Consider the following 17,718-nt stretch of genomic DNA (forward strand, 5'->3'; position numbering starts at 1 on the left):
CTCGGTTTCGATTCATCGCAGCGAATATCGCCGAGCGCAAAACCCTTCTGGATCTCGCGCAGCACTTGGCTCTTTGTTCGGCCGATGTTTCAGCCAGTTCCTTTTCGAGACGTTTCAACCGCGCTTTTACGGTGGCCAGCCGATCAAGGGTTGACGACTCTTGGTGGACGATCCGGTCCTTCGACTTTATAGGGATCTGCGCGCAATAGCTAACCTTCCCATCCCTGCATTTGCGTCTGACGATTAAGCTCATTTCAGTCGTCCTCGACAAGATTTTGGTAGTCCTGACGATTGCTGATGGCGACGAATAGGTCCGATGATGCCAAAACAACACCAAATAGGTCCGCGTGAGAAGTGCTATCCATGACTGATTCATCAATGAAAAAATTGGTCACCGGCGCACATCTCCTTAGCGTCGCGCCGATGATGGACTGGACCGACCGGCATTGCCGGGCGTTTCATCGGCTGATGTCGCGCCGGGCGTTGCTTTATACGGAAATGGTGACCGCGCCGGCTGTGATCCATGGTGATCGGGGGCGTTTGCTGGATTTTGCGGCGGCCGAGCAGCCCCTGGCGCTGCAGCTTGGTGGCTCGGACCCCGATGAGTTGCGCGCGGCGACGCGGATCGCGGCGCAGTGGGGTTACGATGAGGTCAACCTCAATGTCGGCTGCCCCAGTGACCGGGTGCAGTCGGGTTGCTTTGGCGCGGTGCTGATGAAAACGCCGCAGCTTGTGGCCGATTGTGTGGCCGGGATGATTGCGGAAAGCCCGGTCGAGGTTACGGTGAAATGCCGCATCGGGGTTGACGATCAGATCGCCGATGAGGTGCTGCCGCAGTTTCTGGCCACGATGCGCGCTGCCGGCATCAAGCGCATAGCCATTCACGCACGCAAGGCCTGGTTGCAGGGGCTGAGCCCCAAGGATAACCGCGAAATCCCACCGCTCGATTACCCTTTGGTTCACCGGATGAAAGCAGAGTTTCCCGATCTGCATCTGTCGATCAATGGCGGGATCGAGACGCTGGATCAGGCGCGCGATCATCTGCGGGTGATGGACGGGGCGATGCTTGGTCGGGCGGCCTATCAGCGACCGTGGGACATTCTGGGTCAGGCCGATCAATTGTGGGGCGACACGCCTCCGATGACCGGCCCGGTCGATGTGGCGCGGGCGATGCGGCCTTATCTGCAGGACCATCTGGCCGCTGGCGGGCGGTTGCATCAGGTCACGCGGCACATGCTGGGGCTGTTTCACGCGCTGCCCGGTGCCCGGAACTGGCGGCGTGTGCTGTCCGAGGGGGCCTCGCGCGGCGGGATCGAGGTATACGATGCGGCGCTGGCCGAAATCACCGATCTGGCCGTCGCAGATTAGGCCGTCGGCGTATCAGCCATGCGTCTCAACGGTCATCTCATGCGCCCATGGCGGGTTGGCGCCGTGACGAGAGACGGTGACCGCCGCCGCCTGTGCCCCCAGTGTCAGCGCCTTGTTCAGATGATCGGTCGTCAGCTCGCCAAGAGCTGATTTCTTTAGCATCCCTTGTTGCATCAGGCTGGCCAGCACGCCCGCATTGAAGGTGTCACCCGCGCCGATCGTGTCGGCCACCTCGGTGCGCACCGAGGGGGCAAAGACGGTCTCGCCGGCCCAATAGGCCCGTGCGCCTGCAGAGCCGCCGGTTTGCAGCACGACCCGCGGACCCTGATCCAGGACATGGCGCGCCGCATCCTCGTGCGATTTCTCGGGATGCAGCCATTCCAGATCGTCGCCGGACAGTTTGACAATATCGGCCTGCGGGATCAGCCGCGACAAGCGGGCGCGATAGGCGGCCTCGTCCTGAATGAAGAAGGGGCGGATATTCGGGTCCAGCATGACCGGAAGGCGCGCGGCCTCTCGTGTGATCAGCGCCTCGACGGCCGCACCGCAGGGATCGGGCACAAGGCTGATCCCGCCGGCGAAAAGCGCCGAGATGTCAGCGGGCAGGGCGGGCAGATCATCGGTGGCCAGCATCCGACCGGCAGAGCCTTCGTCATAGAAGGAATAGCGCGCCTCGCCGCCCGTCAGGGTGACAAAGGCCAGGGTGGTCGGCCGATCCGTTCGGGGGCACAGGTCGATGTCCACAGCCGCCTCGACCAGCGGGCGCAGCAATTGCTCGCCAAAGGGATCGCGAGAGATCGGCCAGAAATAGGCGGTCGGCACGCCCAATCGGCCAAGGGCGACGGTGGTGTTATAGACAGCCCCGCCCGCCAGAGGGCGGAAGCAGCCATCATCCGGCACCATATCAATCAGTGATTCGCCCGTGCACAGGATCATTTCGTCCTCCCTCGTTAGCTGCGAATGTTAGCGCCTGACAGCGGAAAGAAACAGCCCCGATCTGGGTTTAGGTGACTTGGACTTCGCTCATTGGCCGGCCGGCGCCTCTTGTGGTCAGCGGTTTGTGGTGGCACAGGGCGGGCATGAGTGAGAACACGCAGAAACTTGCCCTCGTTACCGGCGCCTCGCGCGGGTTGGGTTCGGCACTGGCCGAGGCGCTTGCCGCGCAGGGCTGGCATATCCTGGCCGTCGCCCGCACGACTGGCGCGCTGGAGGAACTGGACGACCGCATCCGCGCGGCAGGTGGCAGCGCCACGCTGGCACCGATGGACGTGACGGTGCCCGAGGCGATGGTGCAATTGGCCGCCTCGGTGCAGCAGCGGTGGGTCGGGCTGGATCTTTGGGTGCATCCGGCGATTCATGCCGCGCCACTGACGCCGACGCCGCATATCGACGCCAAGGATTGGGCGAAATCGGTCGAGGTGAACCTGAACGCGACGCGTGGGTTGATCGGCCTGATCGAGCCCTTGCTGATCGCGCGTCGGGGCACGGCGCTGTTCTTTGATGATCCCCATGCGGGCGATCCGTTTTTCGGCAGCTATGGTGCGACCAAGGCGGCGCAGATCGCGCTGGCGCGCAGCTGGGCCTCGGAAACCGCCAAACTCGGACCTCATGTCGCGATCGCCAAGCCTGCACCGATGCCCACAGCGACAAGGGCACGGTTCTATCCGGGTGAGGATCGTGGTGCATTGACGCCATGCCGCGTTGAGGCTGCGCGTATTCTGACAGAGCTGCAGGCCCGCTAGACGGCATCGCCCCGCCGCGCGGACTGAGAGAGGGACGGGAACAGGTCCTTGCCGTCAGTCCCGCCCAAGCGGCCGCGTTTCGCGCATCAGCCAAGCGGTGGTGTCACCACTGACCAGCGGTCCGATCTCGGTCGCGACGCGGGCGTGATAGGCATCGAGCCAGGCGATATCGTCGGGCGAAAGTGCCGCAGGATCGATCAGCCGGCGGTCGATGGGGCACAGCGTCAGCGTCTCGAAACCCAGCATCTCGCGCCCGTCTTCGGCCTCTGCCGGCTGGATGGCCACAAGGTTTTCGATGCGGATGCCAAAGGCGCCTTCGCGGTAGTATCCTGGCTCGTTTGACAGGATCATGCCCTCTTGCAGCGCGACATCGCTGGCCCGGCTGATCCGTGCGGGACCTTCATGCACGCACAGCGCCGCGCCAACACCGTGCCCGGTGCCGTGGTCGAAATCCAACCCCTCGGCCCAAAGGAACTGCCGTGCCAGCGCGTCCAGATGCGCGCCCGTCACGCCAGTGGGAAATCGAACCCGGCTAAGTGCGATCATGCCGCGCAGGACGGCGGTATTAGGGCCAATTGCATCCGGGCGTGCGCGACCTATGGCCAGCGTCCGGGTGATGTCGGTGGTGCCGTCGATATATTGACCGCCCGAATCGACCAGCAGGATCTCGCCCTCGACCAGCGGGCGATTGCTGTCGCGGGTGACGCGGTAATGGGGCAGCGCCGCATTGGGGCCGACGCCGCTGATCGTGTCGAAACTGATATCCAATATGCCCTGATCGCGGCGAAAATTTTCCAGCTTTTCAACAATGTCGATCTCGGTCAGGCCATCGGGGCCGTGGGCGTCCAGCCATGCCAATAGATCGGCCATGGCGACGGCATCGCGGCGGTGGGCATCGCGCATTCCGGCAAGCTCGGCCGCGTTCTTGCGGGCCTTGGGCAGAATGACCGGATCGCTGCCAGAGGCGATGCTGATCCCGCTAAGTTCCAGCCTCAGAAAGGCAGCCTCGGGCGCGGTGGCGGGATCCAGACGCATGGGGCCGGCTGCATTGTCCAATGCCGTGATCAGCTGCTCGGGCGGTTCGATCGTGACTGCATTGCCCAGATGTCCGCGCAGCGCGTCGTCGAACTTGGCGGGGTCGGCAAACAGCGCGACATGGCCGTCATCGCCCAGAATGGCAAAGCTTTGCACCACCGGATTGCGCGGCAGGTCGCTGCCCCGGATGTTCAGCAGCCAAGAGATCGAATCGGGCAGCGTCAGCAGTGCCGATTTCTGGCCGGCCTCGCGCAGGTCGGCGGCGATGCGGTCACGTTTTTCCATTGCCGTTTCGCCCGCCAGATCGTCGGGATGCAGGCGCGCGGCGCCAATTGCCGGGGCGGGGCGGTCGGTCCAGGCCGCGTCCAGCGGGTTCTGATCGGTCGCCAGCAGCGCAATGCCGCTGCCCTCAAGGCCGCTGCGCATGGCCTTGATCTCTTTGCGGGTGTGCAGCCACGGATCAAAGCCAACCGTGCCGCCCTGCGGCAGTGCCTCGCGCAGCCAATCGCTGGGCTTGGTCGCGGGCCAGTCGAGCACCGAAAACTGCGCCGGATCAACCTGCGCCCGTGCCTGCACCTTATAGCGGCCATCAACGAACAGCCCGGCGGTGCGCGTCGTGGCGATGGCAAATCCGGCGCTGCCGGTAAAGCCCGTCAACCAACGCAACCGCGCGTCTGCATCGGCCACATATTCGCCCTGATGGGCGTCCGCGCGCGGCACGATAAAGGCATCGAGCCCGCGATCGGACATCTTTCCGCGCAGGGCGGTCAGGCGGGCGGCATGATCGCCCTCGGCGCCTGCATCCTCGAATTGCTGGAAGGCGGTCACAGGCTTACGGTCTCCATCACTTCGGGGGTCAGAACGGTGACGCCGGGCAGTGCATCGACCAGCGGCTGCGCCGATTGTTCCAGCAGCGGGAAGGTCTTGTAGTGGCACGGGATCACTGTCTTGAAGTCAAAGTACTTCCTGGCCGCCCATGCCGCGCGGTCCATATCCATGGTGAAATGACCACCGGCGCAGAGGATGCCGATATCGGGCTGATGATATTCACCCATCCAGCCCATATCGGCCATGATATCGGTGTCGCCGCTGACATAGATCACATGGCCTTCGCCTGCGATCATGTAACCGGATTCGTGGCCCGCATAGACCGGCCCCTCATTGCCATCCAGCGATGAAGAATGGCTGGCATTGACCATTGTGACCTTGGCGCCGCCCAGATCGACCGTGCCGCCCTTGTTGAAACCCACGCCCTCGATCCCCTGATGCGTGGTCCAGGCATTGATCAGATCATAGATGCCGACAATCGGGATGCCCTGATCCTTGGCGATGGACAGTGCGTCGCCGGTGTGATCGCCATGGCCGTGCGTCAGCAGGATATGAGTGGCCCCAGCCAGCGCCTGATCGCGCTGATCCTCGGGAAAGACCGGGTTGCCGCTGAGCCAGGGGTCGATCAGGATCACGGCGTCCTCGATCTCTAGTCGAAAGCCCGCATGGCCAAGCCAGGTCAGTTTCATGGGAATCTCCTTGCTGGTTTTGTCGCAGGTTAGCGAGGGTTGCGGGGCAGGGCCAGCGTCACAAAAGGGGCCGGCGCGGAAATGGGCGTCCGGATATTGCGGACCCGGTCTGAATTTACGCAGGCGCGGCGTCGTCCAGCCGAAGGCGCAGGCGTTCGCGACCGCCCCAGGTGCTGATTTCCAGTTTGCCCGCCAGATGAAACCGCCGCCCGCGTGCACCCAGCAGCGCCGGACCAAGCGCCGTGTTCATGGCCCCCCAGGCAACCGCCTGCATCGGCGGGGTGCCGGGGCTGCGGAAATTCAGGCGCAGATGGCTGTCGCCCATGACGGCGGCGCTGTCGATCAACATATCCGCAAAGGCAAATCGCGGCGCTGGTGCCGCCTGTCCGAACGGGCCGGCATCTTCCAGCTGGCGCAGCATCGGTATGCTGGCGCCTGAGGGTTCGATCAGGCCAGAGATGCGCAGATCATGGATCCCGCTGCGCGCATCCAGATCGCGCGCCAGCAGTTCGGCCAGCCGGATCATTGCGGGCTCGATCGCATCCTGAGCGACGGTCAATCCGGCCGCCATGGCGTGCCCGCCGCCCTTGATCAGCAATCCTTCGCGGGCCAGCCGCTGGATCGCGCGGCCCAGATCGACGCCGGGCACAGAACGCGCGCTGCCCTTGCCGACACCGTCGTCAATGCCGATCACGACCGAAGGCAACCCGGTCGCCTCTTTCACCCGCGCCGCGACGATACCGACCACGCCCGGATGCCAGCCATCGCCCGCAGCCCAGCTAAGACCAGCGGTGCCGCGTGCCTCGACCTGGGCCAGCGCCTCTTCGCGTACGGCGGCCTCGATGGTGCGGCGGTCGCGGTTCAATTCGTCCAATTGCGCGGCCAGGTGTTCGGCCTCGGCTGCCTCGCGCGCGATCAGGCAGCGCGCACCCAGATCGGCACGGCCGACGCGCCCACCGGCATTGATGCGCGGCCCCAGAAGAAACCCCAGATGAAAGGCACTGGGCGCGCCGTCCAGCCGCGCCACATCCGACAGCGCCACAAGGCCCGGCCGTTCCCGCCGCGCCATGACCGACAGACCGCTGCGCACAAAGGCACGGTTCACGCCGACCAGTGGCGCCACATCGGCCACGGTGGCCAGCGCCACCAGATCGGTCAGGGCCATCAGCGCGGGCTCGGCATTCCCGGCCTTGCGCAGCCCGCGACCTGCCTGCACCAGTGTCAGAAACACGACCCCGGCGGCGCAAAGATGACCTAGCGCGCCGTCCTCATCGGCGCGGTTCGGGTTCACGACGGCTAACGCCGGCGGCAAGGTCTCGCCGCCCTGATGGTGATCCAGTACCATCACATCGGCTATGCCCTCGGCGGCCGCCAGTGCCTCATGCGACAGCGTGCCGCAATCGACGCAGATGATCAGGTCATGGGACGATGCCAGTTCGGCAATGGCTGGCGCATTGGGGCCATAACCCTCGTCGATCCGGTCGGGGATATAGACGGTCGGGTCGGGTTGCCCGAGGGCGCGCAGCCACCAGACCAGCAGCGCCGCCGAGGATCCGCCATCGACATCGTAATCTGCAAAGACCGCGATCCGTTGCCTTTGAAGCGCCGCAATCACCAGGCGTTCCGCTGCGATCGCCATATCGCGCAGGATCAACGGATCGGGCAGCAGGTCGCGCAGTTTTGGCGTCAGAAAGGCGTCCGCCTCGGCCGCCTCGACCCCGCGTTCGGCCAGCACGCGCGCCACCGGCAAGGGCAGCGATGCGGCCTGCGCCAGACCTTCTGCCAACCGCGAGGCTGCCGGGTCCGGGCCGATCCAGCGTCGCCCGGTCAAAGATTGCTCGACACCCAGAAACACCCTCATGACTGCAATGACGCCCAGTGCATCATCCGTCGGCATTTGCTGCTAGTTCTGTTGTGTTTCATCTGCGACTGCACCCCGTTTCGCAGCCCAGCTATGCACCGCCATGCGCAGAAAGTGAAGCGCGGGCCTGACCAGTTTCCCGTGAGCGGGGGGCAGCTCATCGCAACTGCCGAATGCGGGTGCGGGCTATTGTCGACGGCGCGTGATCAAGGCAAAGTCCGCCGGATTTGAAAGCCGGGTCGCGGTGCTGGGGGCCGTTCATGATGCAAGATTGGGCCGGATTGCTGCGCGACAACTGCGGTATCGAGGCCGCCCTGACGCGGCTCAATGGCGAATATGATCTGAACTTCAGGGCAGAAACCACGGAAGGCGCGGCCTTTATCCTCAAGGTGATGCACGCGGGCTGCGATCCGGCATTGATCGACATGCAGATCGCTGCACTGAATCATGTGGCGCAGCAGGCACCCGATCTGCCGATGCCTCGGGTAATCGCGGCCAGGGATGGGGCGCAGGTGGTGATGGCCACGGATGCGGATGGGCAGCAGCGGCTGGTCTGGCTGCAAACCGTTCTGCCGGGCTGTTGCTACGCCGATTTCTCGCCGCATTCGCCTGCGCTGATCCATGATCTGGGCGCTCAGGCGGGGCGGCTTGCCGCAGCCCTGGCCGGATTTGAGCATCCGGTGCTGGCGCGCGATTTCAAATGGGATCTGATGAAGGCGCATTGGGTCGGGGCCAAGCTGTCGGTGATCGACGACGGGGCGCGGCGCGAGTTGCTGGAACGGATTGTTGAAGATTTCACTGCCTTGCGCCCGGACCTTGCGGCGCTGCCTCTGCAGGCGTCGCATAACGATCTGAACGACTATAATATTCTGGTCGGCCTGCAGGATAACCGACCGCTTGTGTCAGGGTTGATCGACCTTGGTGACATGTGCGCGACGCCGCGTATCTGCGATCTGGCAACGGCTGCGGCCTATGTCGTGCTGGACCACCCTGCGCCAGAACATGCGCTGGCAGCGCTCGTGGCGGGTTATCATGGCCAATATCCCCTCTCTGGCTCAGAGGTCGACCTGGTCTGGCCGTTGCTGCGAATGCGGCTGGCGCTGAGCGTGGTGAATTCGACGCTGATGGAACGGGACACGCCGGACGATCCCTATGTCACCATCTCGCAAGCACCTGCCTGGCGGTTTCTCGAAGGCAACAGGATCGATCCCGAATTGCTGCGCTGCCGCCTGCGTACCGCCTGCGGCCTGCCGCTGAATGCCGCCGCCCGACGCATCACCGATTGGCTTGCACAGGCGCGCGGCAGCTTTGCCCCGGTGATCGGCACCTCGCTGGCGCAGGCGCGCATGGGGGCGTTGTCGGTTGCGTCATCGACCATTCCGCGCAACCCGTTCGACATCACCCCGGCAGAGGCGGCGACCCTGGGCGGCGACCGCTTCGGGCCAGACGAAATCTGGCTGGGTCACTACGGCGAGCCGCGCCTGATCTACACCGCCGCCGCCTTTCGCGCGGGTCCGTGGAAGGCCTCATCTCGGCGCAGCGTTCATCTGGGCGTCGATATCTTTGCGCCTGCGGGTCAGCATATCCACGCGCCGATGGACGCGATTGTCGCGGTGGTCGAGAATCGAACCGGACCGCTGGATTATGGCGGCATGGTGATCCTGCGCCATGAAACGCCGGCTGGCGATGCGTTCCACAGCCTGTACGGGCATCTCGATTTCGACAGTTGTGCCGGGCTGCGTCCGGGCGAGCGGATTGACCGGCGTACGGCTTTTGCCCGGCTTGGGGCGGTAGATTGCAACGGTGGCTGGGCGCCGCATCTGCATTTCCAGCTTGCGCTGAGCCTTGCCGGCATGGGTGCCGACTGGCCCGGTGTGGCCGATCCCGATGACATGGGGCTGTGGGGGACGATCTGTCCAAACCCCGCCGCGCTGCTGAACCTGCCAGATGATCGTGTCGCCCATGTCGCGACCGACAAGACCCATGTCCGCGACGTCAGGGCGCGGCACTTTGGCGGCAATCTCAGGCTGAGCTATTCCGATCCGGTGATGCTGATGCGTGGCTGGCGACATCATCTGTTCGACGAATGGGGCAGGCCCTATCTGGACGCCTATAACAATGTGCCGCATGTGGGCCATGCCCATCCGCGTCTGCAGGCGGTGGCCGCAGATCAATTGCTGCGGATGAATTCTAACACCCGCTATCTGCACCCTGCCCAGACAGGGTTCGCAGAAAAGCTGCTGACAAAACTGCCGCCCGAGCTGTCGGTTTGCTGGTTCGTGAATTCCGGCAGCGAGGCCAACGAACTGGCCCTGCGGCTGGCGCGCGCGGCAAGCGGTGGCAAGGCGATGATCACGCCCGATCACGGCTATCATGGCAACACCACCGGCGCGATCGACCTCTCGGCCTACAAGTTCAACGCACCCGGCGGGGTTGGTCAGCCTGACTGGGTCGAGTTGGTCGACATTCCCGACGACTATCGCGGCGCTTACCTGCGCGGTGATCCGCAGGCCGGCGAAGGCTATGCGGCGCAGGTCGATGCGGCGATTGCGCGGCTGACGGGCAGGGGACAACGACTGGCCGGTTTCATCGCCGAGACCTACCCCTCGGTCGGGGGGCAGATCATCCCGCCGCCGGGTTATCTGCAAGGGGTCTATGCCCGCATCCGCGCGGCGGGTGGCGTCTGCATCGCCGATGAAGTGCAAACCGGACTGGGGCGGCTCGGATCGCATTATTTCGCGTTCGAGGCGCAGGGTGTGCTGCCCGATATCGTGGTGCTGGGCAAACCCATCGGCAACGGCCACCCGATCGGTGTGGTCATCACCACGCCCGCGATTGCACGCGCCTTTGAAAAGGGCCCCGAGTTCTTTTCGACCTTTGGCGGCTCTACCCTCTCATGCCGGATGGGCAAGACGGTGCTGGATATCGTGGATGACGAAGGGCTGATGCAGAACGCGCAGGCAATGGGCGAACGGCTGATGCAAGGGCTGGCCGGGCTGGCGGCGCGGCATGCCCTGATCGGCGATGTGCGCGGCCAGGGGCTGTTCATCGGGGTCGAGATGGTCACGGATCGCGACCTGCGCCATCCCGCCACACGCCAGACCAGCTATGTGCTGAACCGGATGCGCGAAGAGCGTGTCCTGATCGGCTGCGAAGGGCCTGACAACAATATCCTGAAAATCAGGCCGCCGCTGACCATCGACGCCGAAGATGTGGACATGCTGCTGGACCGGCTGGATCTGATCCTGTCCGAAAACGGCAGTCAGCCGTGATCTAGTATCACCGCCGCTCGGCGCGGTTCGATGCAGCCACCCGCGCTATCAGCGGACCATATCGACGAACCAATTGTGGTTCTGATCCTTGATCTGCTGAATCAGCACCTCGATGCGAGACAGATGCCGTGTCATGGCCTCGGCTGCTGCCTCGCTGTCGCGCGCCGCGATTGCGGCGAGGATCACGATATGCTCGCGCAGCGCCAGTTGCTGCGAGGTGGAACTGAGCGACAGCATCCGCACCCGATCCATATGCGCCTTGTGATCCTGGATCAGATCCCAGACATAATCATGGCCGGACAGTCTGCAGATCCCGCGGTGAAAATCTTCGTCCAGCTTGTGAAACAGCGGGGCGTCGTTGCTGTCGACGGCGACGCCCTGCTGGTCAAGAATGGCCTGCAACATCGCGATATCTTCGGCTGACAACACCTCGCAGGCGGCGCGCGTTGTCTGCGTTTCCAGCGCAGTGCGAATAAAACGCGCGCGCAAGATCGCCTCTTCCGAGATCAGGCTGACGACCGATCCGCTTTGCGGTCTGATCTGTAGGAAGCCAAGCCTTTCCAACCGCTTGAAGGCCTCTCGGACGGGTTGGCGCGAGACCCCCATGCGCTTGCCGATATCGGTTTCGCTGATCTTTGCCAGGGGTGGCAGCTCCAGTGTCAGGATGCGCTGCTGTAGCACGTTGAACACCTGATCGGCGACGCTTGGCCGGGTGGGCGGATCCAGCGTGGGCAGGACCAATTCTGTCTCGTGCTGGGTTACGGCTTTTTGCAAGACCCGTCCCTCCTGTTTCTCGTTGCCGCCAATATAACACATCTTTCTGCCAACTTCACAACTAGAATATTAGTTGACAAATTCTGAACCCGCAAACTAGGATATTAGTTATCAAGGGCGCAGACGCGATGCGAATCGGCCGGCGCAAAGGGGGGATGATGACACTGCTTGACGAAGATCGACTGTTTCCGACCGAGCCCGCAGTCCGCGGTCTGGCTCGTGCGCTTTATGACGAGATAAGCGATCTGCCGATCATCAGCCCCCACGGTCACACCGACCCGCGCTGGTTTGCTGAAAACCAGCCGTTTCCAGACCCGGCCCAATTGTTCGTGACGCCTGATCACTACGTATTCAGGATGCTGCATTCACAAGGCATCCCGTTGGAAGATCTGGGTGTCCCGCGTGTCGATGGTGGCGCAACAGAAACGGATTCGCGCAAGATCTGGCGGCTGTTCGCCGAGAATTTCCACCTGTTCCGTGGCACGCCGTCGCGCATGTGGGTCGAACATGCGTTCCAGGAGGTGTTCGGCGTCACCAAACGGTTTTCCGCCGAGACCGCAGATGAAATCTATGACCAGATCAGCGATTGCCTTGGCCGCGACGATTTCCGTCCCCGTGCCCTGTTCGAGCGTTTCAATATCGAGGCGATCTCGACGACCGAAAGCGCGCTGGACGATCTGAAATGGCACAAGATGATCCGCGATAGCGGTTGGGGCGGCAACGTCGTGACCGCCTATCGTCCCGATGCCGTGGTCGATCCCGAATTCGACGGTTTCGCGCAGAACATCGCGCGGTTGGGCGATTTGGCCGGGGAAGATGCGACCAGCTGGACCGGATACCTGGCCGCGCATCGCAACCGCCGTGCATTCTTCAAATCCTTCGGCGCCACCTCCAGCGACCATGGCCACGCAACCGCGCGCACAGAGGATCTGCCGCAGGATGTGGCGGCCAAGCTGTTTGACAAGGCGCTGCAGGGCAAATGCTCGGCGGACGAGGCCGATATGTTCCGCGGTCACATGCTGACCGAAATGGCGCGGATGAGCCTGGATGACGGGCTGGTTCTGCAGATCCATCCGGGATCAGCACGCAACCACTCGGCCGATATCACCGCGCGGTTCGGCCGCGACAAGGGCTACGATATTCCGACGCGCACCGACTATGTCACTGCGCTGCGTCCGCTGCTGAATGCGGTGGGCGAACGGTCCGATATGACCGTCATTCTGTTTACGCTGGATGAGACCAGCTACACGCGCGAGCTCGCGCCGCTGGCTGGTGTTTATCCGGCGCTGAAACTGGGGCCGCCATGGTGGTTCTATGACAGCTATGAAGGGATGATGCGGTTCCGCGAAATGGCGACCGAGACCGCCGGTTTCTACAACACCGTCGGCTTCAATGACGACACCCGCGCATTTTGTTCCATCCCCGCAAGGCATGACGTCGCACGGCGGGTGGATTGTTCGTTCCTGGCCAATCTGGTCGCCACAGGGCGGCTGGCCGAGGACGAAGCACCAGAGGTCGCACATGACCTTACCTACCGGCTTGCCAAGCAGGCCTACAGGCTCTGAAAACCAAAAAACTCTGGGAGGAGAAACATGTTTAAATTGGTGATCCCGACGCTGCTTGCCAGCACCGCGCTCGTATCGGCGGCAAACGCCTGCGAGACGACATTGCGGTCCTCGGACACGCATCCCGACGGCTATCCCACGGTGGTCGCCGTGGAGAGGATGGGCGAGATGCTGGAAGAGCGCAGCGAAGGCCGTCTGTGCATCGAGGTTTTCCACTCGGCGCAATTGGGTGAGGAAAAGGACACGATCGAACAGACGCAGTTCGGCGTGATCGACATGAATCGCGTTTCTCTTGGGCCGTTCAACAACATCATCGAGGAAACCCAGGTGCCCTCGCTGCCCTATATCTTCCGCTCGGTCGAGCACATGCACAAGGTCATGGACGGCCCCGTAGGCCAGCAGATCCTGGATGCCTTTGGCGATCACGATCTGGTCGGGCTGGCGTTTTATGATGGTGGCTCGCGCAGCTTCTACAATTCCGAAAAGCCGATCACCTCGATGGCCGACATGGAGGGGATGAAGTTCCGCGTGATGCAGTCGGACATGTTCGTCGATATGGTCAGCGCCCTGGGCGCCAATGCGACGCCCATGCCTTACGGCGAGGTCTATTCCGGGATCCAGACCGGCGTCATCGACGGCGCCGAGAACAACTGGCCATCCTATGACAGTTCCGGCCATTTCGAGGTCGCGAAATACTATACGATGGACGAGCATCTGATCGTACCCGAAGTGCTGGTCATGTCGCGTACCGCTTTTGACGGCCTGAGTGCCGAAGATCAGGAACTGGTCCGGCAGGCAGCCAAGGATTCGGTGCCGGTCATGCGCGAGTTGTGGGCGGCCCGCGAGGCAGAGTCCGAGGCCAAGGTGCGCGAGGCCGGCGTCGAGATCGTGACCGATATCGACAAGACCCCGTTCATCGAGGCGATGGTGCCGGTCTACGAGAAATATGTCACCTCGCCGGTGCTGCAGCAGATGGTGCAGGACATCCAGGCGACCGAATGACGTCACGCAGGCCCGCGCCATTCGGTGCGGGCCGATCCACTTCGGATCAGGGGTAAACGCATGCAAGACAGGATGAAGTCCATCGCCGAGGCAACCGGCCTGCTGGCCCGTGCGGCGCTGTGGCTGGCCGGGATCGGTCTGGTCCTGATGACCGCGCTGATCGCGGCGCAGGTTTTCTGGCGCTATATCCTGAATGACAGCATCATCTGGACCGAGCCTGCCTCGGTCATGATCATGGGCTGGTTCATCTTTCTGGGTGCGGCCGTCGGCATCCGCGAGGGCTATCACCTGTCCTTCGACGTGCTGCTGTATGTGCTGCCCGATACCGTCAAGAAAATCCTGCATTCAGTGTCCGATCTGGCGGTCGGCGGCTTTGGCGTCGGCATGATCTGGTATGGCTGGCAACTGGCCGCCAAGACCGCCGGGAATACGCTGCCCAGCCTTGGCATTTCAGGCGCGTTCGACTTTGCCCCGATCATCGGAGGCGGCGCGCTGGTCGTGCTGTTCTCGATCGAGCGCATCTTGCGACGTGCAGCCGGTCTGCACACCGCTCGCTTTGGCGAAGAGCCGTTGGAGGACGGGTGATGGAACTGTATGTCCTGTTTGGAACCTTCGTCTTTCTCCTGCTGATCGGCACGCCGGTGGCCTTTTGTCTGGGCGTGGCCAGTTTCGCGACCGTCATCTATCTGGACCTGCCGCCCGTCGTGGTGTTCCAGCGGCTGAATTCCGGTGTGTCGGTGTTCGCGCTGATGGCCATTCCGTTCTTTATCTATGCCGGCGACCTGATGGTGCGCGGTGACATTGCCCGCCGTCTGGTCGCTCTTGCGGGCGCCTTTGTCGGGCATCTGCGCGGCGGGCTGGGGCAGGTCAACGTGCTGTCCTCGGTCATGTTCGGCGGGGTTTCGGGTTCGGCCGCGGCCGATGCCAGCGCCGTGGGCGGGCTGATGGTGCCGCAGATGAAAGCGCGCGGATATGATGTCGATTATGCGGTGAACATCACCGTGGTCAGCTCGATCATCGCGCTGTTGCTGCCGCCGTCGCATAACATGATCATCTATTCCATCGCGGCAGGGGGACGGATCTCCATCGCGGATCTGTTCACCGCCGGGATCGTGCCGGGATTGCTGCTGGCCCTGGTGCTGATGATCGCATCCTGGTGGGTTGCCGTGCGCAAGGGCTATCCCGTTCAGGCCTTCGAGGGCTTTGGAAGGATCGGCCATTACTTCGTCTCGGCGCTGCCCGGACTTGTGTTGGTAGCGATCATCTTCGGGGGCGTACGCTCGGGTATCTTTACCGCCTCGGAATCGTCGAATATCGCGGTGGTCTACGCGCTGTTGGTGACCTTCTTCGTCTATCGCAGCCTCAGCTGGCACGATTTTGTCGAGGCGACATTCGCGGCCGTCCGCACCACAGCCATGGTACTGATGGTGATCGGCTGTGCGGCCTCATTCGGCTGGCTGCTGGCATTTCTCAAGGTGCCGGCCTCGATGGTCACGCTGCTGCAGAACGTATCGGACAATCCGATCGTCATCCTGTTGCTGCTGAACGTCGTTTTGCTGATCCTTGGCACTTTCATGGACATGTCGCCGCTGATCATCATCACCACGCCGATCTTCTTGCCCGTCGCCGTCGCCTTTGGCATCGACCCGGTGCATTTCGGGGTGATCCTGATCCTGAACCTTGGCATCGGTTTGTGTACGCCACCGGTGGGTGCGGTTCTGTTCGTCGGCTGTGCCGTTGGGCGCATACCGATCTGGGACGCCGTTCGCACGATCTGGCCGTTCTACGGCGCCGCCTTCGCTGTGCTGATGCTTGTCACCTATATCCCTGCGCTGTCGCTGTGGCTGCCCGCGCAGTTCCGCTGACCCACGTGGCGTCTGACCGCAGACCCGAGAAGGAGTAAACCCGATGACCTTGATGCGAAACCTTGCTGCCATCTGTGCGCTCTGCTGGTCCTCTGCTCAGGCGCAGGAGATTCCGGCCGAACATCTGGCCGTCGCAACGCAGCCGGCCACTGTCGGATGGGCCAGTGTCGAGGGTGAGACAACCGGCGGTGCGGCGGCGACCGCCGAGCAGGTCCATGTGGTCTCGTCGCGCGCTGAACTGGTCGCGGCACTGGGTGGCGACAACGCCGGCAACGCGACCAATGATACCCCTGCGATCATCTTTGTCAGCGGCACGATTGATCTGACCGCCGATGATCAGGGCGGCGCGCGGGACATGTCTGCATTTGCAGATCCCGAATATGACGAGGCTGCCTATATCGCCACCTACGACCCCGAGGTCTATGGCCGCGAAAACGAACCCGAAGGCCCGCTGGAGGACGCACGCAAACGTTCGCAGCAGGCGCAGGCACTGGTCAGCGTCATTCGGGTGGGTGCCAACAAGACGCTGATCGGTCAGAACGATGCCCGGATCATCAATGGCACCTTGCTGCTGAAAGAGGTCAGCAACGTCATCATCCGCAACATCACCTTCGAGGATTCCTACGATTTCTTTCCGCAATGGGACGCGACGGATGGCAGCGAGGGGAATTGGAATTCGGAATATGATCTGATTTCCATCGAGACGGCGACCCATGTCTGGATCGATCATTGCAGCTTTTCCGACGGCGCTCGGCCGGACGATCACACCCCGCCGGTCTTTGGTCGCGTCAAGCAGCACCATGACGGGTTGGTCGATATCAAGACCATGGCCGACCATATCAGCATCACCAACAATCGGTTTTTCGACCATGACAAGGTCCACCTGATCGGATCCTCCGATAGCCGGACCGAGAACCGTGGGCATCTGAAAATCACCCTGACCGGTAACTGGTACGACAATATCGGCCAGCGCACCCCGCGTGTGCGGTTTGGCCAGGTTCATGTCTTTGGCAATCTCTTCACGCCGCGCGCGGATGGTCCCTATGCGTTTTCCTATGCTTTGGGTGCCGGCATCGAATCCCACATCCTGTCCGAAGCCAATGCGTTCGAACTGCCCGATGCTATTGCGCCTGCCGCCATCCTGCGCAGCTACAAGGGCGACAGGGCGCAGGACAATGGCTCGATCGTGAACGGCGAGGCCGTCGATCTGGTGGCCGCGCATAATGCAGCCAACCCCGACACGCCGCTGGCACCGACGGTCGACTGGACGCCGCCCTATGACTATTCGCCCGCCGACCCTGCCACCATCGCAGAACAGATCCGCGCCGATGCCGGTGCCGGGGCGCTGTTGCCCCGGTAATCGCTGCAAACCCTGACCGAACCGAAAGACTGAACCATGCCCAACACCCATCCCGTTGTCCCGACCGATCCCGGCGTTACCCGCCAGGTGCTGGCCGAAAGCCCGGACATGATGGTCGTCGCCTTCCGCTTTGACACCGACGCCGAGGGGGCCTTGCACCATCACCCTCACGTGCAATCGACCTATGTCGAGGCGGGGCGCTTTACCTTCATCCTTGAGGGTGCCGAGCATGATCTGGGGCCGGGCGACAGCCTTGTGATTCCCTCGGACGCAGCCCACGGTTGTGTGTGCCGCCAGGCGGGCACGCTGATCGACACCTTCACACCCCGCAGCGACGATTTTCTCTGATTGGAAAGA

General features: G+C 63.0%; 14 protein-coding genes. 9 read left to right on the forward strand and 5 right to left on the reverse strand.

The window, feature by feature from the left end:
- The first annotated feature begins 378 nt into the window (after nt 1–378).
- The gene (gene dusA, locus CUV01_RS13895) at nt 379–1,368 is read left to right on the forward strand and encodes a tRNA dihydrouridine(20/20a) synthase DusA (RefSeq protein WP_422385845.1); all 990 of its coding nucleotides are present in this window, start codon (nt 379–381) and stop codon (nt 1,366–1,368) included.
- 12 nt (nt 1,369–1,380) lie between these two features.
- On the opposite strand, the gene CUV01_RS13900 is transcribed toward dusA, so the two are convergent.
- On the reverse strand, nt 1,381–2,304 hold the full coding sequence (locus CUV01_RS13900) for a carbohydrate kinase family protein (RefSeq protein ID WP_101460994.1): 924 nt from the start codon (nt 2,302–2,304) through the stop codon (nt 1,381–1,383).
- A gap of 143 nt (nt 2,305–2,447) precedes the next feature.
- Between CUV01_RS13900 and CUV01_RS13905 the strand changes: the two genes are divergently transcribed.
- Nucleotides 2,448–3,110, forward strand: a complete 663-nt coding sequence (locus CUV01_RS13905) for an SDR family NAD(P)-dependent oxidoreductase (protein ID WP_101460995.1) — start codon at nt 2,448–2,450, stop codon at nt 3,108–3,110.
- A gap of 54 nt (nt 3,111–3,164) precedes the next feature.
- Here the strand turns inward: CUV01_RS13905 and CUV01_RS13910 are convergent, their stop codons facing one another.
- From CUV01_RS13910 to recJ, 3 genes are all read right to left on the reverse strand, one after another.
- Nucleotides 3,165–4,973 (reverse strand): aminopeptidase P family protein, encoded by a 1,809-nt coding sequence (locus CUV01_RS13910; RefSeq protein ID WP_232962254.1) that lies wholly within the window; start codon nt 4,971–4,973, stop codon nt 3,165–3,167.
- Entirely contained in the window at nt 4,970–5,662 is a 693-nt protein-coding gene (locus tag CUV01_RS13915; RefSeq protein ID WP_101460996.1) for a metal-dependent hydrolase, read from the reverse strand. Before CUV01_RS13915 ends, CUV01_RS13910 begins: the two co-directional genes overlap by 4 nt.
- Before the next feature lie 115 nt (nt 5,663–5,777).
- Nucleotides 5,778–7,523 carry a single-stranded-DNA-specific exonuclease RecJ gene (recJ, locus tag CUV01_RS13920; RefSeq protein ID WP_101462108.1) on the reverse strand — a complete coding sequence of 582 codons (1,746 nt, stop codon included), beginning with the start codon at nt 7,521–7,523 and terminating at the stop codon, nt 5,778–5,780.
- A 263-nt stretch (nt 7,524–7,786) separates the two neighbouring features.
- Between recJ and CUV01_RS13925 the strand changes: the two genes are divergently transcribed.
- Nucleotides 7,787–10,795 (forward strand): aminotransferase class III-fold pyridoxal phosphate-dependent enzyme, encoded by a 3,009-nt coding sequence (locus tag CUV01_RS13925; RefSeq protein WP_101462109.1) that lies wholly within the window; start codon nt 7,787–7,789, stop codon nt 10,793–10,795.
- Nucleotides 10,796–10,843: 48 nt separating this feature from the next.
- Here CUV01_RS13925 and CUV01_RS13930 read toward each other — a convergent pair whose 3' ends face one another.
- On the reverse strand, nt 10,844–11,569 hold the full coding sequence (locus tag CUV01_RS13930; protein WP_232962256.1) for a GntR family transcriptional regulator: 726 nt from the start codon (nt 11,567–11,569) through the stop codon (nt 10,844–10,846).
- A 158-nt stretch (nt 11,570–11,727) separates the two neighbouring features.
- Between CUV01_RS13930 and uxaC the strand changes: the two genes are divergently transcribed.
- From uxaC to CUV01_RS13960, 6 genes are read left to right on the forward strand one after another with little or no spacing between them, the layout of a single operon-like run.
- Nucleotides 11,728–13,134: a glucuronate isomerase gene (uxaC, locus tag CUV01_RS13935; RefSeq protein ID WP_101462110.1), complete on the forward strand. Its 1,407-nt coding sequence runs from the start codon at nt 11,728–11,730 to the stop codon at nt 13,132–13,134.
- Between the two features lie 27 nt (nt 13,135–13,161).
- Entirely contained in the window at nt 13,162–14,136 is a 975-nt protein-coding gene (locus tag CUV01_RS13940) for a TRAP transporter substrate-binding protein (protein ID WP_101460998.1), read from the forward strand.
- Between the two features lie 60 nt (nt 14,137–14,196).
- Nucleotides 14,197–14,721, forward strand: a complete 525-nt coding sequence (locus CUV01_RS13945; protein WP_101460999.1) for a TRAP transporter small permease — start codon at nt 14,197–14,199, stop codon at nt 14,719–14,721.
- The gene (locus tag CUV01_RS13950; RefSeq protein ID WP_101461000.1) at nt 14,721–16,001 is read left to right on the forward strand and encodes a TRAP transporter large permease; all 1,281 of its coding nucleotides are present in this window, start codon (nt 14,721–14,723) and stop codon (nt 15,999–16,001) included. The genes CUV01_RS13945 and CUV01_RS13950 overlap by 1 nt, the downstream gene beginning before the upstream one ends.
- 43 nt (nt 16,002–16,044) lie before the next feature.
- The gene (locus tag CUV01_RS13955) at nt 16,045–17,361 is read left to right on the forward strand and encodes a pectate lyase family protein (RefSeq protein ID WP_101461001.1); all 1,317 of its coding nucleotides are present in this window, start codon (nt 16,045–16,047) and stop codon (nt 17,359–17,361) included.
- Nucleotides 17,362–17,397: 36 nt separating this feature from the next.
- Nucleotides 17,398–17,709: a cupin domain-containing protein gene (locus tag CUV01_RS13960; protein ID WP_101461002.1), complete on the forward strand. Its 312-nt coding sequence runs from the start codon at nt 17,398–17,400 to the stop codon at nt 17,707–17,709.
- The last annotated feature ends 9 nt before the right edge of the window (nt 17,710–17,718 follow it).

This window comes from Paracoccus tegillarcae (assembly GCF_002847305.1).
Taxonomy (GTDB): domain Bacteria; phylum Pseudomonadota; class Alphaproteobacteria; order Rhodobacterales; family Rhodobacteraceae; genus Paracoccus; species Paracoccus tegillarcae.